The sequence below is a fragment of the Caenimonas aquaedulcis genome (assembly GCF_015831345.1).
Lineage (GTDB): Bacteria > Pseudomonadota > Gammaproteobacteria > Burkholderiales > Burkholderiaceae_C > Ramlibacter > Ramlibacter aquaedulcis.
In genome coordinates this window covers 3,507,325-3,522,222 of record NZ_JADWYS010000001.1, presented here as the reverse complement: position 1 = coordinate 3,522,222, position 14,898 = coordinate 3,507,325, and the positions used below count along the sequence as shown (strand labels likewise).

14 protein-coding genes are annotated in these 14,898 nt (G+C 65.5%); all 14 read right to left on the bottom strand.

Annotation, left to right across the window (positions count from 1 at the left end; translation table 11 throughout):
• Entirely contained in the window at positions 1 to 756 is a 756-nt protein-coding gene (locus I5803_RS16930) for an ABC transporter permease (protein WP_196987493.1), read from the bottom strand.
• Positions 753 to 1,688 (bottom strand): ABC transporter ATP-binding protein, encoded by a 936-nt coding sequence (locus tag I5803_RS16925; RefSeq protein WP_196987492.1) that lies wholly within the window; start codon positions 1,686 to 1,688, stop codon positions 753 to 755. The genes I5803_RS16930 and I5803_RS16925 overlap by 4 nt, the downstream gene beginning before the upstream one ends.
• Positions 1,689 to 1,743: 55 nt before the next feature.
• Positions 1,744 to 2,016: an STAS domain-containing protein gene (locus tag I5803_RS16920; RefSeq protein WP_196987491.1), complete on the bottom strand. Its 273-nt coding sequence runs from the start codon at positions 2,014 to 2,016 to the stop codon at positions 1,744 to 1,746.
• A gap of 5 nt (positions 2,017 to 2,021) precedes the next feature.
• Positions 2,022 to 2,666, bottom strand: coding sequence for an MlaC/ttg2D family ABC transporter substrate-binding protein (locus I5803_RS16915; protein WP_196987490.1), 645 nt, complete (start codon positions 2,664 to 2,666; stop codon positions 2,022 to 2,024).
• Between the two features lie 101 nt (positions 2,667 to 2,767).
• Positions 2,768 to 3,526, bottom strand: coding sequence for an MlaA family lipoprotein (locus tag I5803_RS16910; protein ID WP_231402444.1), 759 nt, complete (start codon positions 3,524 to 3,526; stop codon positions 2,768 to 2,770).
• Positions 3,527 to 3,597: 71 nt separating this feature from the next.
• Positions 3,598 to 4,083, bottom strand: coding sequence for an outer membrane lipid asymmetry maintenance protein MlaD (mlaD, locus tag I5803_RS16905; RefSeq protein WP_196987488.1), 486 nt, complete (start codon positions 4,081 to 4,083; stop codon positions 3,598 to 3,600).
• Positions 4,084 to 4,094: 11 nt separating this feature from the next.
• The gene (gene mlaE / locus I5803_RS16900) at positions 4,095 to 4,877 is read right to left on the bottom strand and encodes a lipid asymmetry maintenance ABC transporter permease subunit MlaE (protein WP_196987487.1); all 783 of its coding nucleotides are present in this window, start codon (positions 4,875 to 4,877) and stop codon (positions 4,095 to 4,097) included.
• Complete coding sequence (locus tag I5803_RS16895; protein ID WP_196987486.1) at positions 4,874 to 5,692, bottom strand: ABC transporter ATP-binding protein; 819 nt, start codon at positions 5,690 to 5,692, stop codon at positions 4,874 to 4,876. The genes mlaE and I5803_RS16895 overlap by 4 nt, the downstream gene beginning before the upstream one ends.
• 75 nt (positions 5,693 to 5,767) lie before the next feature.
• Complete coding sequence (locus I5803_RS16890; protein ID WP_196987485.1) at positions 5,768 to 7,234, bottom strand: glutamate synthase subunit beta; 1,467 nt, start codon at positions 7,232 to 7,234, stop codon at positions 5,768 to 5,770.
• 8 nt (positions 7,235 to 7,242) lie between these two features.
• Positions 7,243 to 11,967, bottom strand: coding sequence for a glutamate synthase-related protein (locus I5803_RS16885; RefSeq protein ID WP_196987484.1), 4,725 nt, complete (start codon positions 11,965 to 11,967; stop codon positions 7,243 to 7,245).
• A 166-nt stretch (positions 11,968 to 12,133) separates the two neighbouring features.
• Positions 12,134 to 12,823, bottom strand: a complete 690-nt coding sequence (locus tag I5803_RS16880; RefSeq protein ID WP_196987483.1) for an REP-associated tyrosine transposase — start codon at positions 12,821 to 12,823, stop codon at positions 12,134 to 12,136.
• Between the two features lie 31 nt (positions 12,824 to 12,854).
• On the bottom strand, positions 12,855 to 13,682 hold the full coding sequence (locus I5803_RS16875) for a class I SAM-dependent methyltransferase (protein ID WP_196987482.1): 828 nt from the start codon (positions 13,680 to 13,682) through the stop codon (positions 12,855 to 12,857).
• Entirely contained in the window at positions 13,679 to 14,233 is a 555-nt protein-coding gene (locus I5803_RS16870) for a DUF1415 domain-containing protein (RefSeq protein WP_196987481.1), read from the bottom strand. The genes I5803_RS16875 and I5803_RS16870 overlap by 4 nt, the downstream gene beginning before the upstream one ends.
• Before the next feature lie 4 nt (positions 14,234 to 14,237).
• Positions 14,238 to 14,885, bottom strand: coding sequence for a hypothetical protein (locus I5803_RS16865; RefSeq protein WP_196987480.1), 648 nt, complete (start codon positions 14,883 to 14,885; stop codon positions 14,238 to 14,240).
• Positions 14,886 to 14,898: the final 13 nt, after the last annotated feature.

The following is a 14,898-nucleotide window of genomic DNA, read 5'->3' as shown; positions in this document are numbered from 1 at the left end:
TCATCCACGGATCTTGTAGCCGATGCGCAGGAGGTGCACCGCGATGCTGCTCACCACCGCCATCGCCGTGCCGACGATCGCCAGGCTGAGCCATGGGGAGACGTCGCTCACGCCGAAGAAGCCGTAGCGAAAGCCGTCGATCATGTAGAAAAAGGGGTTGAGGTGGCTCACGCCCTGCCAGAAGGCGGGCAACGAGTGGATCGAATAGAACACGCCGGACAGGAAGGTCATGGGCATGATCACGAAGTTCTGGAAAGCGGCCATCTGGTCGAACTTCTCGGCCCACAGCCCAGCGATCACGCCCAGCGCGCCCAGGATGCCGGCACCCAGCACCGCGAACACGAGGATCCACAGCGGGGCGACGAAGCCTGGATGCCCGAACCACACGGTGACCGCGAACACCCCCAGCCCGACCGCCAGCCCGCGCACGACCGAGGAGCCGACGTACGCGAAGAACCAGCTCCAATGCGACAGCGGCGTGAGCAGCACGAACACGAGGCTGCCCATGATCTTGCCCTGGATGAGCGAGGACGAACTGTTGGCGAACGAGTTCTGCAGCACGCTCATCATCACGAGCCCGGGCACGAGGAAGGCGGTGTAGCTCACGTTGTCGTACACCGTGACCTTCGCCTGCATCACGTGGCCGAAGATCAGCATGTAAAGCACGGCCGTCAGCACCGGCGCTGCGACGGTCTGGAAACCGACCTTCCAGAACCGCAAGGTTTCCTTGTACAGGAGCGTGCGCCAGCCGGTCATGCGGGAACCCCGGCCGCGGCCTGCCCGGACTTGCCCGACATCACCTCCAGAAAGACGTCTTCGAGGTCCGCCTTGCGGATCTCGACGTCCTCGACCCGCAAGCCCGCCTGCCGGATCACCGCCAGGTGTTGCTCGATCTCGTGCGCATCGTGCGCCGGCAACTGCACGATCCGACCCGTCACGCGGGCCTTGCCCTCGAACTGCGCGGGCAGCACGCCATCGAGCTTGAACCGCAGCACGTTGCTGGACGCGGCCTTCAGCAGCTCGCTCGTGCGCTCCAGCGCCACGACACGGCCGGTCTTGAGCATCGCGATGCGGCCGCACAGCGCCTCCGCCTCTTCCAGGTAATGCGTCGTGAGCAGGACCGTGGAGCCTGCCTTGTTCAACTTCGCCACGAATTGCCAGAGGGTCTGGCGCAGTTCGACGTCGACGCCGGCGGTGGGCTCGTCGAGCACGATCACGGGCGGTTTGTGCACGAGTGCCTGCGCCACGAGCATCCGGCGCTTCATGCCGCCGGAAAGCTGGCGCATGTTGGATTCGGCCTTGTCGGCCAGGCCCAGGCTCTCGAGCAGTTCCGAAATCCACGCCTCGTTGTTGCGCACGCCGAAATAGCCGGACTGGATGCGCAACGCCTCGCGCACGTTGAAGAACGGATCGAACACCAGTTCCTGCGGGACGACCCCCAGGTGCCGCCTCGCCTGCGCGTAATCCGATTGCACATCGAAGCCGTGCACCGTCACGCGGCCCGACGTGGCGCGCGACAGGCCCGCGAGGATGCTGATCAGGGTGGTCTTGCCCGCGCCGTTCGGCCCGAGCAGCCCGAAGAACTCGCCCTGCTCGATGTCGAAGCTGACGCCATCGAGCGCCTTCAGCGATCCGCCTCGCGGCGAGGGATAGGTCTTGGAGACAGCTTGGAAGGAGATCGCGGGCATGAGCGCGCGATTTTACCGGGCCATGCGCCGGCCGCCCTGCTGCGCCGGAATGGGCCTACGCAGCCGCCGGAAGCAGCTCGGCGACGCCGTAGAGCGTGGCGAGTTCCAGCAGGCGGGCCGGAAGGCGCGTCACCGCGAAGGTCTTGCCTGCCGCCAGCGTGTCGCGCCGGCACTCGAGCAGCACCGCCAGTGCGGAGGAATCGAAGTTCTGCAGCGGGGCCGCATCGACCACGACGGCGGCACCGGGCTGTGCCCGCAAAGCCTGCGAGAGCATGCGGCAGCACGCGACCGCATGTTCGTGCGTCAGCTCGGCGGGAAGCACCAGCATCGGCTTCAGCCCTTCTTGGCGGCGTTTGTCTTGTTGCGGTCGCTGAGGGCGGTGATGAGCCCGTCGAGACCCTTGGAGTTGATCTCCTGCGCGAACTGGCTGCGATACGTTTCCACCAGCCACACGCCCAGCACGTTGAGGTTGTAGATCTTCCATCCCGCCCCCTGCCCCGGGGTCTTCTCGAGCCGGTAATCGAGCTGGATCGGATCGCCGCGGCCGCGGATTTCGGTGCGCACCACGACTTCGGTGTCGGTCGGCGCGCTGCGCTGCGGCTTGATGCTGATGGACTGCTCGTCCACCTGCGCCAGGGCCCCGGAGTAGGTGCGGATCAGCAGCGTCTTGAATTCGTCCTGCAGCCGCTTTTGCTGCTCGGGCGTCGCCTGGCGCCAGGCCGGGCCCACCGCGGCGGCGGTCATGCGCTGGAAATTCACGTTCGGCATGATCTTGCTGTCCACCAGCGCAAGGATGCGGTTGGTGTCGCCGCCCTGGATCGCCTTGTCGGCCTTGATCGACGCCAGCACTTCATCGGAGAGGCGCTTGACCAGCGCGTCGGGCGCCTCGTCGGCCGCCCGTGCCAGCGGGACCAGGCCGCCGAAAGCCGCGAAGCCCAGCAGGACCACGGCCAATTGATTCACCACACGTCGCTTCATTCAACTACCTTTCAAGCGGAACACAGCCGCAACCTCGTTTGGAACATCCGCGCGCAGGCCGGTTCCACCGGCGCCACGGCGAAAGGAAACCGTCTGCAACCCTAACGCGCGGGAGCCGATGCCGGTTGGCTCGCGGCGGGCGCGGCGGGAGGCGGCGCGTTGGGCGTCGCGGCCGTGCCGTCGGCCTTGGGCTCCTCGCCGTCGGATTCCTTGCTCTCGAAGATCTCCGCGCGGCGCCGCTGCAGATGAGCCTCGCGCGTGAAGCTGTACTTGTCCAGCGCGGCTTCGTCGATCACGCTGCCGACACGCAGGAGGTTCGAACGCACATCCACGGCATGCAGGACATACAGGGAATTGCGGGCGCTCGCCGGGTCCACCTGGTGCACCGGGTCGGCCTTGCGGTCGATCGGCAGGGCGAGCGTATCGCGCAGGGTCGAGGGCCCGAGGAGCGGCAGCACGATGTACGGGCCGGCGGGCACGCCCCAGCGGCCCAGCGTCTGGCCGAAGTCCTCGCGATGCCGCTCGATGTTGAATTCGCTGGCCACGTCCAGGATGCCGCCCAGGCCGAAGAAAGTGTTCACGTTCAGCCGCATGAAGTTCTCGGCGGCGTTCTGGAACTTGAACTGCAGCGCGCTGTTGACGAAGGACCATGCGTCGCCGAGGTTGCCGAAGAAGTTGGACACGCCCGTGCGAACCATCGCCGGAACCGCCTTCTTGTAGACCGTCGCCGCTGGTTTGAGGAGGATGGAGTCCACGCCTTCGTTGAACTTCGTCACTTCGCGGTTCATGGGCTCCAGCGGATCGCGCGGGTTCTGGTTGAACGAAGCGCAGCCGGCGAGTGCGAACGCCAACGCGGCCATGGCGAACAGGTTTGCCGCTCGGGCGCCGCGCGGGAGGAGTCGGGAAATGGGGGTCGTTGTCGTCATGGTCGTCATTTCTTGGGCGCGCTTCCCGCATTGGCGCCGTCCGCCGCCTTGTTGTAGAGGAATTGCCCGATCAGGTTTTCGAGCACCACCGCGGATTGCGTGGTGGTGATGGTGTCGCCGGCGGCGAGGTTTTTCGTGTCGGCCCCCGCTTCGACACCCACGTACTGCTCCCCGAGCAGGCCGCTGGTGAGGATCTTCAGGGAGCTGTCCCTGGGAAAGGCATAGCGCGTGTCCATGGCCAGTGCGACCTGCGCCTGGAAGGACTTGTCGTCGAACAGGATGGATTCGACGCGGCCCACCACGACGCCCGCGCTCTTCACCGCCGCCTGGCGCTTCAACCCGCCGATGTTGTCGAACTTCGCGACGACGCGGTAGGTCGGCTGGAAGCTCAGGGACAGCAGGTTGGCCGATTGCAAGGCAAGAAACAGGATGGCCACCGCGCCCACCAGCACGAAGAGGCCGACCCACACATCATTTTTGGAGCGATCCATGTCGTTCTTTCCTAGATACTGAACATCAGGGTGGTGAGGATGAAATCCAGCCCCAGCACCGCCAGCGACGCCACGACCACCGTGCGCGTCGTCGCGCGCGACACCCCTTCGGGCGTCGGGTGCGCTTCGAATCCTTCGAGCAGCGCGACGAAAGTCACCGTCACGCCGAACACCATGCTCTTGATGACGCCGTTGCCCACATCGCGCCAGACGTCCACGCCGCCCTGCATCTGGCCCCAGAAGGCACCCGGGTCCACCCCGATCAGGACGACGCCGACCACCCAGCCGCCCACGATGCCGACCGCGCTGAACACCGCGGCGAGCACCGGCATCGCGATCACGCCGGCCCAGAAACGCGGCGCGAGGACGCGGCGCACCGGGTCGACGGCCATCATCTCCATGGCGCTCAGTTGCTCGCCGGCCTTCATCAGGCCGATCTCGGCGGTGAGCGACGTCCCCGCCCGCCCCGCGAAGAGCAGCGCTGTCACCACCGGCCCCAGCTCGCGCACGAGACTGAGGGCGACGAGGAGGCCCAGGGCTTCCGACGAGCCGTAGCGCTGCAAGGTGTAGTAACCCTGCAGGCCCAGCACGAAGCCGACGAAAAGCCCGGACACCGCGACGATGGCGAGCGAGTAGTTGCCCAGGAAATGGATCTGGTCGCGCACGAGCCCGAAGCGGCGCATCGCCGCGCCGAAGAGGCGCACCAGGCGCACGAAAAGGCGTGCCGCATGGCCGATGTCACCGAGTTTGCGCCGCGTTGCATAGCCGATGCTCGCGGGGTGCAGCGGGCTCATGCCTGGAACCCTCCGCCGAAATCCTGCGCGACGGTCGGCCCGTGGTAGTGGAAGTGCACCGGGCCGTCGGGACGCGCATGCACGAACTGGTCGACCAGCGGGTCCTGGGAGGCCATCACTTCGGCGGGCGTCCCCTGCGCCGCGACCTTGCCGTTGGCAAGCACGATCACCTGGTCGGCAATGTGGAAGGTCTCTTCCAGGTCGTGCGATACGACGATGCTCGTGATCCCCAGCGTATCGTTGAGCCGGCGGATCAACTGCGCCGCCGTGCCCAGGGAGATCGGGTCCAGTCCCGCGAAAGGCTCGTCGTACATGATGAGTTCGGGGTCCAATGCGATGGCGCGGGCCAGCGCGACGCGGCGCGCCATCCCGCCGGAAATCTCGCTGGGCATCAGGTCGCGGGCACCCCGCAAGCCGACGGCATTGAGCTTCATCAGCACGATGTCGCGCACCAGCGCCTCGGACAGGGAGGTGTGCTCGCGCAGGGGAAAGGCCACGTTGTCGAAGACGCTCAGGTCGGTGAAGAGCGCGCCGAACTGGAACAGCATCCCCATGCGTCGGCGTGTCCGGTAGAGGCCCCCGGCGTCCATCGCGCCGACGTCCTCGCCCTCGAAAAGGACCTGCCCGCGCTGGGCGCGCACCTGCCCGCCGATCAGGCGCAGGACGGTCGTCTTGCCGCCGCCCGACGCGCCCATGAGGGCCGTCACCTTGCCTTTCGGCACGGTGAAGCTCACGTCGTCGAGAATGCGCCGCTCGCCGTAGCCAAAGCTCAGGGAGCGGCATTCGACGAGTGCCGAGGGGTCGGGTGATGTCATCCGGGGAACAAGCGGGGAAACCCGGAATGATAAGTTACTAGTCGCCGCCGTGCTGGCGGCGCCCCCGCCATCCCTTCAGCGAGGCAGATCGCTGAATCCCATGAGGAACTCATCCACCGCGCGCGCCGCCTGCCGGCCCTCGCGGATGGCCCAGACCACCAGCGACTGGCCGCGCCGCATGTCGCCCGCGGCGAACACCTTGGGGACACTGGTGGCGTAGCCGCCGATGAAGTCCGTGCCGGCCTTCGCGTTGCCGCGGTTGTCCTTCTCGACGCCGAAGGCGTCCAGCACCGATCCGACGGGGCTCACGAAGCCCATCGCCAGCAGCACGAGATCGGCCTTGAGCGTCTGCTCGCTGCCCGGCACCTCGATCATCTTGCCGTCCTTCCATTCGACCCGAACGGTCTTCAGGCCGGTGACCTTGCCCTTCTCGCCGATGAATTCCTTGGTGGCGATCGCGAATTCGCGATCGCACCCTTCCTCGTGGCTCGAACTGGTGCGCAGCTTGTAGGGCCAGTAAGGCCAGGTGAGCGGCTTGTTCTCTTCCTCGGGAGGCTGGGGCATCAGCTCGAACTGCGTCACGCTGGCGGCGCCATGGCGATTGCTGGTGCCCACGCAATCCGAACCCGTGTCGCCGCCGCCGATCACGATGACGTGCTTGCCGTCCGCACGGATCTGGCCCTTCACCTTGTCCCCCGCATTGACCTTGTTCTGCTGCGGCAGGAACTCCATCGCGAAATGGATGCCGTCCAGGTCACGGCCCGGCACCGGCAGGTCGCGCGATTGCTCCGCGCCGCCCGTGAGCACGACCGCGTCGTATTCGGCGGTGAGCTGCTCGGCCGTGATGGTTTCCTTCGCCCAGTTGGTGATCTTCGAGCCCTCGGGCAGCTTGCCCACCATCGTGCCCGTGCGCATGGTGACGCCTTCGGCCTTCATCTGCTCCACGCGGCGGTCGATATGCACCTTCTCCATCTTGAAGTCGGGGATGCCGTAGCGCAGCAGGCCGCCGATGCGGTCGTTCTTCTCGATGAGCGTCACGTCATGCCCGGCGCGCGCCAGCTGTTGCGCCGCGGCCATGCCCGCGGGGCCGGAACCCACGACCGCAACTTTCTTGCCGGTCTTGATGCGGGGGGGACGCGGCGTCACCCAGCCGTGCTCCCAGGCGCGGTCGATGATCGAATGCTCGATCGACTTGATGCCGACCGGGTCGTCGTTCACGTTGAGGACGCAGGCCTCCTCGCATGGCGCCGGGCAGATGCGGCCGGTGAACTCGGGGAAGTTGTTGGTCGAGTCCAGCACCGTGAACGCGTTGCGCCAGTCCTGGCGGTACACCAGGTCGTTGAAGTCCGGGATGATGTTGTTGACCGGGCAGCCGCTGTTGCAAAACGGCGTGCCGCAATCCATGCATCGCGCGCCCTGCACTTTGGCCTGGTCGTCGGTGAGCCCGATGACGAATTCCTTGTAGTTCTTCACGCGCTCCGGAACGGGGCGGTAGCCCTCTTCCTGACGCTCGAATTCCATGAAGCCGGTGATCTTTCCCATGATGTTCCTTACGCTGCGGCGACGGAGTCGGGCTTCATCGCGACGTGCGCGTTGTTGCCGGTGCTGGCTGCTTCCACTTCGCGCTCGTACATCTCGGCGAGCGCGCGCTTGTATTCGTTCGGGAAGACCTTCACGAACCTGGTGCGCGACGTGGCCCAGTGGTCCAGCAGTTCGCGCGCGCGCTTGCTGCCGGTCCAGCGGTTGTGCTCCTCGAGCAGCTTCTTCAGCAGGGTCTCGTCGGCCTGGTCCTTGTGCATGCGCGTCTTGCCGGCCTTCTGCTCGGCCGCCGTGCCGACACGCTCCAGCGAGACCATCGACGTGTTGCAGCGGCTCGCGAACTGGCCGTCCTCGTCGTACACATACGCGATGCCGCCGGACATGCCCGCCGCGAAGTTGCGGCCGGTCTTGCCGAGCACGAGCACGGTGCCGCCCGTCATGTATTCGCAGCCGTGGTCGCCGGTCCCCTCCACCACCGTCGTGGCGCCGGACAGGCGCACCGCGAACCGCTCACCAGCCACGCCGCTGAAGAACGCCTCGCCGGTCGTCGCCCCGTAGAGCGCCGTGTTGCCGATGATGATGTTGTCGGTGGCGACGCCGCGGAAGTCGATGCTGGGACGCACCACGATGCGACCGCCAGAGAGGCCCTTGCCGGTATAGTCGTTCGCGTCGCCAATGAGGTAGAGCGTGATGCCCTTGGCGAGGAACGCGCCGAAGGACTGCCCGCCGGTGCCTTCGAGCTGGATCCGGATGCTGTCGTCGGGCAGGCCCTCCGGATGCACCTTCGTCAGCGCGCCGGACAGCATCGCGCCGACCGAGCGGTTCACGTTGCGCACGACTTCGATGAACTGCACCTTCTCGCCCTTGTCGATGGCGGCGCGGGATTTCTCGATCAGCACCCGGTCCAGCGTGCGCGCGAGGCCGTGGTCCTGCTCCTCGACGTGGAAGCGCGGCACCTCGGCCGGCACCTGCGGCTGCGCGAACAGGCGGCTGAAGTCCAGCCCGCGCGCTTTCCAGTGGGCGATGCCCTTGCGGATGTCGAGCAGGTCGGCACGGCCGATCAGATCGTCGAACTTGCGGATGCCCAGCTGCGCCATGATCTGGCGCACTTCCTCGGCGACGAAGAAGAAGTAGTTGACGACGTGCTCGGGCTTGCCCGCGAACTTCTTGCGCAGCGCCGGGTCCTGCGTGGCCACGCCGACGGGGCAGGTGTTGAGGTGGCACTTGCGCATCATGATGCAGCCCTCCACCACCAGCGGCGCGGTGGCGAAGCCGAATTCATCGGCGCCCAGCAACGCGCCGATGGCGACGTCGCGGCCGGTCTTCATCTGTCCGTCGGCCTGCACGCGGATCCGGCCGCGCAGGCGGTTGAGCACGAGCGTCTGCTGCGTTTCGGCCAGGCCGATCTCCCACGGGCTGCCCGCGTGCTTGATCGAGGACCACGGCGATGCGCCGGTGCCGCCGTCGTGGCCCGCGATCACCACGTGGTCGCTCTTGCACTTGGCAACGCCCGCGGCGATGGTGCCCACGCCGACCTCGGACACCAGCTTCACGCTGATGGACGCATGCGGCGCGACGTTCTTCAGGTCGTGGATGAGTTGCGCGAGGTCTTCGATCGAATAGATGTCGTGGTGCGGCGGCGGGGAGATGAGCCCCACGCCCGGCACCGAATAGCGCAGCTTCCCGATGTACTTGGAGACCTTGCCGCCGGGCAGCTGGCCGCCTTCGCCGGGCTTGGCGCCCTGCGCCATCTTGATCTGGATCTGGTCGGCGGACGAGAGGTACTCGGCCGTGACGCCGAAGCGTCCCGAAGCGACCTGCTTGATCTTGGAGCGCAGCGAATCGCCGGCTTCGAGCGGGTTGTCCACCTCGACCACTTCCCGGCCGAGGATGTCGGCCATGGTCTGGCCCTGCTTGATCGGGATGCCCTTGAGCTCCTGCCGGTAGCGGGCGGGGTCCTCGCCGCCCTCGCCCGTGTTGCTCTTGCCTCCGATGCGGTTCATCGCGACGGCGAGCGTCGCATGCGCCTCGGTGGAGATCGAGCCCAGCGACATCGCGCCGGTGGCGAATCGCTTCACGATTTCCTTGGCCGGCTCCACCTCGTCGATGGGAATGGCCCTGGAGGGATCGAGCTTGAACTCGAACAGGCCGCGCAGCGTCATGTGGCGCCAGCTCTGGTCGTTGATCAGCTGGGCGTATTCCTTGTAGGTGTTCCAGTTGTTGGCGCGCGTCGCGTGCTGCAGCTTCGCGATCGCGTCGGGGCTCCACATGTGTTCCTCGCCGCGGACGCGCCAGGCGTATTCGCCGCCGGCGTCGAGCATGCTCTCGAGCACGGGGTCGTCGCCGAACGCCGCCCTGTGCATGCGGATCGCTTCCTGCGCGATCTCGAACACGCCGATGCCCTCGACGCGGCTCGCGGTGCCGGTGAAGTACTTTTCGATGGTGTCCGAATTGAGGCCGATGGCTTCGAAGAGCTGCGAGCCGCAATAGCTCATGTACGTGCTCACGCCCATCTTGGACATGATCTTGGACAGGCCCTTGCCGATCGCCTTCACGTAGTTGTAGATCGCCTTGTCCGGATTCAGGTCGCCCGGCAGGTCCTTGTGGATGGAGACGAGCGTTTCCATCGCCAGATAGGGGTGGATCGCCTCGGCGCCATAGCCTGCGAGCACACCGAAGTGATGCACCTCGCGCGCGGTGCCGGTTTCGACGACGAGGCCCGCCGTGGTGCGCAGGCCCTCCTTCACCAGGTGCTGGTGGATGGAGGACAGCGCGAGCAGCGCGGGGATCGCCACCTGTTCCGGGCCCACGCCCTGGTCGCTGATGATCAGGATGTTCTTGCCGCCCTTGATCGCATCGACGGCTTCCGCGTTCAGCGACGCGAGCTTCGCTTCGACGCCTTCGCTGCTCCACGACAGCGGATAGGTGATGTCCAGCGTGTAGCTGCGGAACTTGCCGTGCGTGATGTTCTCGATGTCGCGCAGCTTCGCCATGTCGGCGAAGTCGAGGATCGGCTGGCTCACTTCCAGCCGCATCGGCGGGTTGACCTGGTTGATGTCCAGCAGGTTCGGCTTCGGTCCGATGAAGGACACGAGCGACATCACGATCGCCTCCCGGATCGGGTCGATCGGCGGGTTCGTCACCTGCGCGAACAACTGCTTGAAGTAGTTGTACAGCGGCTTGTCCTTGGACGAGAGCACGGCCAGCGGGCTGTCGTTGCCCATGGAGCCGATGCCTTCCTCGCCGGCCTGCGCCATCGGCGACATCAGGAACTTGATGTCCTCCTGCGTATAGCCGAACGCCTGCTGGCGGTCGAGGAGCTCGACGTCGCTGTGCGGCACCTTGCCCGAGGTGTCGGACAGGTCGTCGAGCTTGATGCGCAGGTTCTCGATCCACTGCTTGTAGGGCTTGCCGTTGGCGAGGCCGGACTTCAGCTCCTCGTCGTCGATCATGCGGCCCTGTTCCAGGTCGATGAGGAACATCTTGCCGGGTTGCAGGCGCCACTTGCGCACGATCTTGTTCTCGGGCACCGGCAGCACGCCGGACTCGGACGCCATGATCACGAGGTCGTCGTCGGTGACGCAGTAGCGCGAGGGGCGCAGGCCGTTGCGGTCGAGCGTCGCGCCGATCTGGCGGCCGTCCGTGAAGACGATCGAGGCCGGGCCGTCCCAGGGCTCCAGCATCGCCGCGTGGTATTCGTAGAAGGCCTTGCGGCGCTCGTCCATCGTGGTGTGCTGTTCCCACGGCTCGGGGATCATCATCATCACCGCCTGGCCGATCGGGTAGCCGGCCATCGTGAGCAACTCGAGGCAGTTGTCGAAGGTGGCGGTGTCGGACTGGCTGGCGAAGCTGATCGGGTAGAGCTTTTTGAGGTCCGCTCCGAGCACGGGCGAGGACATCACGCCTTCGCGCGCCTTCATCCAGTTGTAGTTGCCCTTGACCGTGTTGATCTCGCCGTTGTGCGCGACATAGCGGTACGGGTGGGCCAGCGGCCACTCGGGGAAGGTGTTGGTAGAAAAGCGCTGGTGCACGAGGCCCAGCGCGGATACGCAGCGCGGGTCCTGCAGGTCCAGGTAGTAGGTGCCCACCTGGTCCGCCAGCAACAGGCCCTTGTAGACCACCGTGCGGCTGGACATGCTGGGGACGTAGTATTCCTTGGAGTGCTTCAGGCGCAGGTTCTGGATGGCCGCGCTCGCCGTCTTGCGGATCACGTAGAGCTTGCGCTCCAGCGCATCCTGCACGATCACGTCGTTGCCGCGCCCGATGAACAGCTGGCGCAGGATCGGCTCCTTCTTGCGCACCGCAGGGGACATCGGCATGTCCTTGTTGACCGGCACGTCCCGCCAACCGAGGAGCACCTGCCCTTCGGTCTTGATCGCGCGCTCGAGTTCCTGTTCGCACGCCAGGCGGGAAGCATGCTCCTTCGGCAGGAAGACCATGCCGACGCCATATTCGCCGGGCGGGGGGAGCTCCACGCCTTGCTTGGCCATTTCTTCGCGGTAGAGCGCGTCCGGCAGCTGGATGAGGATGCCCGCGCCATCGCCCATCAACTTGTCCGCGCCCACCGCACCGCGGTGATCGAGGTTCTCGAGAATCTTCAATCCCTGCTGCACGATCGCATGGCTCTTCTCGCCCTTGACGTGCGCCACGAAGCCGACACCGCAGGCGTCATGTTCATTGGCACCGGAGTACAGGCCGTGTTCTTGCAAATGGGAAATCTCAGCGGCCGTCGTCATGGCGCTCTCCTGGGTTCATTGGGCGGGATCGCAAGAATAATGCACTGCAACAACAATGCCAAGAAAATTAATTGGGGTCAGATTCCAATTATTTAGCGAATAGACTGAGCTTTAGATTATTGGGGACAGGTTGCTAGGTGAGCATTTTACCCCGGGATAGCTGCAGTCAAACTTTGGAGCTTGGTCGTCCTGCGCGTCCGCGGCTGACCCTGCGCTCGGTCCGGCGCTGCAAATCCGCTACGTAGTCGGCCTCTCCGAGTGCCCACCCTTGAAGCGCGGATTCGGTCAGCGCCTTCTGCTGCGCCGCCGAAACACCGGAGCCCACCATCTCGGCGTAGGCGGCCTCGCGCGCAAACGGCGTGTTCCCCAATTCCCAATACAGCGGGTGCGGCGTGAGCAACTTGTCGTTGCGCAGCCCGATGTAATGGCGATGGCTTGACCAGGCGTACTCCGCGGGGTCTGCGACGATTCCTGCCCTCACCGGGTTGAGGTCGATGTACGCCATGCACGCCATCAGATAGCGCTCCGCCTGTATCAGGGTCGACCGGTACCGTCCCTCCCACAGCGTGCCGGTGCGCGATTGCTTCTGGTTGAAGTAGCGTACGTAGCGCCGGCCCACTGCCTGCATCATCTGGGGAATTCCCTCGACGGTTTCCGGCGTGGCGAGCAGGTGCACGTGGTTGGTCATCAACACGTACGCATGCAGGGCGACAGCGGACTTCTTCGCGTATTCCTCCAGCATGGCCAACAAGGTTTCATAGTCCTGCGTGCCGGCAAAGATCGCCTGCCGGTTGTTCCCGCGCTGGATGATGTGATGCGGATAGCCGGGGACCGTCAGTCGGGGGAGGCGTGCCATCCCGCGATCATAAATTGGAATCTGACCCCAATTAAAGGGGAAAGCGGGAGGCTTCCAGGCTTTGCAGGCCGAATTCCGCGAGCACGGCGCGCAAGCGTTCAGCGGCACTTCGCTTGGGCTGGCCGGTGAAACGGGCGAGGATTAGCTCGTTCTTCATGCTGTGTTCCCAGCCGACGAGCTCCGTCACCGTGATCTGGTAGCCCTTGGCTTCCATGTACAGGCAGCGCAGGACGTTGGTCAGCTGGCTGCCCAGCTCGCGGGTGTGGATCGGGTGCCGCCACAGCTCGGCCAGGGGCGTGCGCGACAGCGACAGCGCCTTGTTCTGGCGCAGGCTGGCGGCGATCTCCGCCTGGCAGCACGGCACCAGCACCATGAAGCGCGCATGCTTGCGCAATCCGAAGGCGATCGCGTCGTCCGTCGCGGTGTCGCAGGCATGCAGGGCGGTGACGACATCGATGCGTTCGGGCAGGTCCTTGGCCTCGCTGGCATCCGCGGCGCTGATGTTGACGAAGGACATCCTGTCGAACCCTAGCCGTGCCGCGAGTTCGGCCGAGCGCTGCACCAGCTCGGCCCTCGTTTCGATGCCGTAGATGCGCCCGCCGGTCTTCTGCTTCAGGAACAGGTCGTAGAGGATGAATCCGAGGTAGGACTTCCCCGCGCCATGATCGGCGAGCGTCGCCCCGTTGCCTTCATCCGGCAATTCGCGCAGCAGCTTTTCGATGAACCGGTACAGGTGGTGCACCTGCTTGAGCTTGCGGCGCGAATCCTGGTTGATGCGCCCCTCGCGCGTCAGGATGTGCAACTCCTTGAGCAATTCCTCCGATTGCCCCGGCAGGAGGTCGAGTTCGTCGCGCTTCATGCGGTGCGCTCCACGCCCAGGGCCGTCCAGCCCTCGTATCCCAGTGCGGCCAGGGTCTTCATGTTGTTCTCGTAGATGACGGCCGGGTCGGGAAACGCGACGACCGCGCGTGAAATACTGTCTTCGCGCAGCAGGTGGATCGCCGGATACGGCGCCCGGTTGGTGAAATTCGTGATGTCGTCCGCCTCCGTGCCCTCGAACTGGAATTCCGGATGAAAGCTCGCGAGCTGGATCGCGCCTTCCAGCCCGCGCTTGCGCACCAGGCGCTCGGCGCGAGCCAGGAAGTCGTTGAATGCGAGAAAGTCGGGCAGCAGCTCAGGCACCACGAGCAAGGTCGTTTCGCGGACCGACGCCTCCATGGAAGCCAGCGCATCGAGCTCGTCGCCCAATTCCCCGAGCAGCGCCTTCGCGTCCTGGGCGCCGCTCACCGCAAAGTGGACCTGCCCCTTGACATGTGGCGCCTTCGCGAAGGGACACAGGTTCAGGCCGATCACCGCGCGTTCCAGCCAGCGGGTCATGTCCCGCACCACCACTCCGGAATCGGTGCTCATGGCGTCACGCGAACCGGTGCGGCTCGCCGACGATCAGTTTCGCGAGTTCGTCGAGCACGTCCGCCTTGATCCTCGCCGCGGGCCAGGAGGTCTTCACGATTTCGAAGCCGGTCGCATTCATGATGCGAAAGGAGACCTCGCCTTTCTCGTGCTCCGCGGTCGCGACCACATTGCCGCGCGTCTCGGTGATGTATTCGAATTGCAGCGCCTGCAGGCTGTTCTTCTCCGGATGCCGTATTTCCTTGCGTTCGTGCTTCACCGGGCCCATCGCCAACCGCGATTCCACGCGCTGCAGGTCCGGGGGGAAGTTCACCATCACCATGCCGCCCACCGGTTGCCCCACTTGCGGCACCACGCGCCAGCCCATCGCAAAGTAGTCGAAGAACTCACGGCCGTTGACCGACTTCTTGCGGGAATCCACGCGGAAGTCGAGGAACTTCATCGCCGGCCACGGCGTTTTGCCGTCCAGGGTGAACCGCGGCGCCTTCGGCTCGATCACGTTCAGGTGACGTGCGAGGTCGTGCAGGTAGGGCACCGCGAACTTGCAGGCGTCCTCGACCTGCGCGATGTTTTCCTCCAGGTGCTGCTGCACCTGCGACTGCTGGCTCTGCAGGGCCTTGGCCTGCGATTTCAGTTGGTTGAGGAAACTCACGGAAGGGCGCCCC

Bases quoted from the DNA above. Each gene is read 5' to 3' on its own strand.
- I5803_RS16910 (WP_231402444.1), bottom strand. From the start codon at position 3,526: ATGGCCGCGTTGGCGTTCGCACTCGCCGGCTGCGCTTCGTTCAACCAG.
- I5803_RS16880 (WP_196987483.1), bottom strand. From the start codon at position 12,823: ATGGCACGCCTCCCCCGACTGACGGTCCCCGGCTATCCGCATCACATC.
- I5803_RS16920 (WP_196987491.1), bottom strand. From the start codon at position 2,016: ATGCTGGTGCTTCCCGCCGAGCTGACGCACGAACATGCGGTCGCGTGC.
- I5803_RS16875 (WP_196987482.1), bottom strand. From the start codon at position 13,682: ATGAAGCGCGACGAACTCGACCTCCTGCCGGGGCAATCGGAGGAATTG.
- I5803_RS16930 (WP_196987493.1), bottom strand. From the start codon at position 756: ATGACCGGCTGGCGCACGCTCCTGTACAAGGAAACCTTGCGGTTCTGG.
- mlaD (WP_196987488.1), bottom strand. From the start codon at position 4,083: ATGGATCGCTCCAAAAATGATGTGTGGGTCGGCCTCTTCGTGCTGGTG.
- I5803_RS16925 (WP_196987492.1), bottom strand. From the start codon at position 1,688: ATGCCCGCGATCTCCTTCCAAGCTGTCTCCAAGACCTATCCCTCGCCG.
- I5803_RS16915 (WP_196987490.1), bottom strand. From the start codon at position 2,666: ATGAAGCGACGTGTGGTGAATCAATTGGCCGTGGTCCTGCTGGGCTTC.
- I5803_RS16870 (WP_196987481.1), bottom strand. From the start codon at position 14,233: ATGAGCACCGATTCCGGAGTGGTGGTGCGGGACATGACCCGCTGGCTG.
- mlaE (WP_196987487.1), bottom strand. From the start codon at position 4,877: ATGAGCCCGCTGCACCCCGCGAGCATCGGCTATGCAACGCGGCGCAAA.
- I5803_RS16895 (WP_196987486.1), bottom strand. From the start codon at position 5,692: ATGACATCACCCGACCCCTCGGCACTCGTCGAATGCCGCTCCCTGAGC.
- I5803_RS16890 (WP_196987485.1), bottom strand. From the start codon at position 7,234: ATGGGAAAGATCACCGGCTTCATGGAATTCGAGCGTCAGGAAGAGGGC.
- I5803_RS16885 (WP_196987484.1), bottom strand. From the start codon at position 11,967: ATGACGACGGCCGCTGAGATTTCCCATTTGCAAGAACACGGCCTGTAC.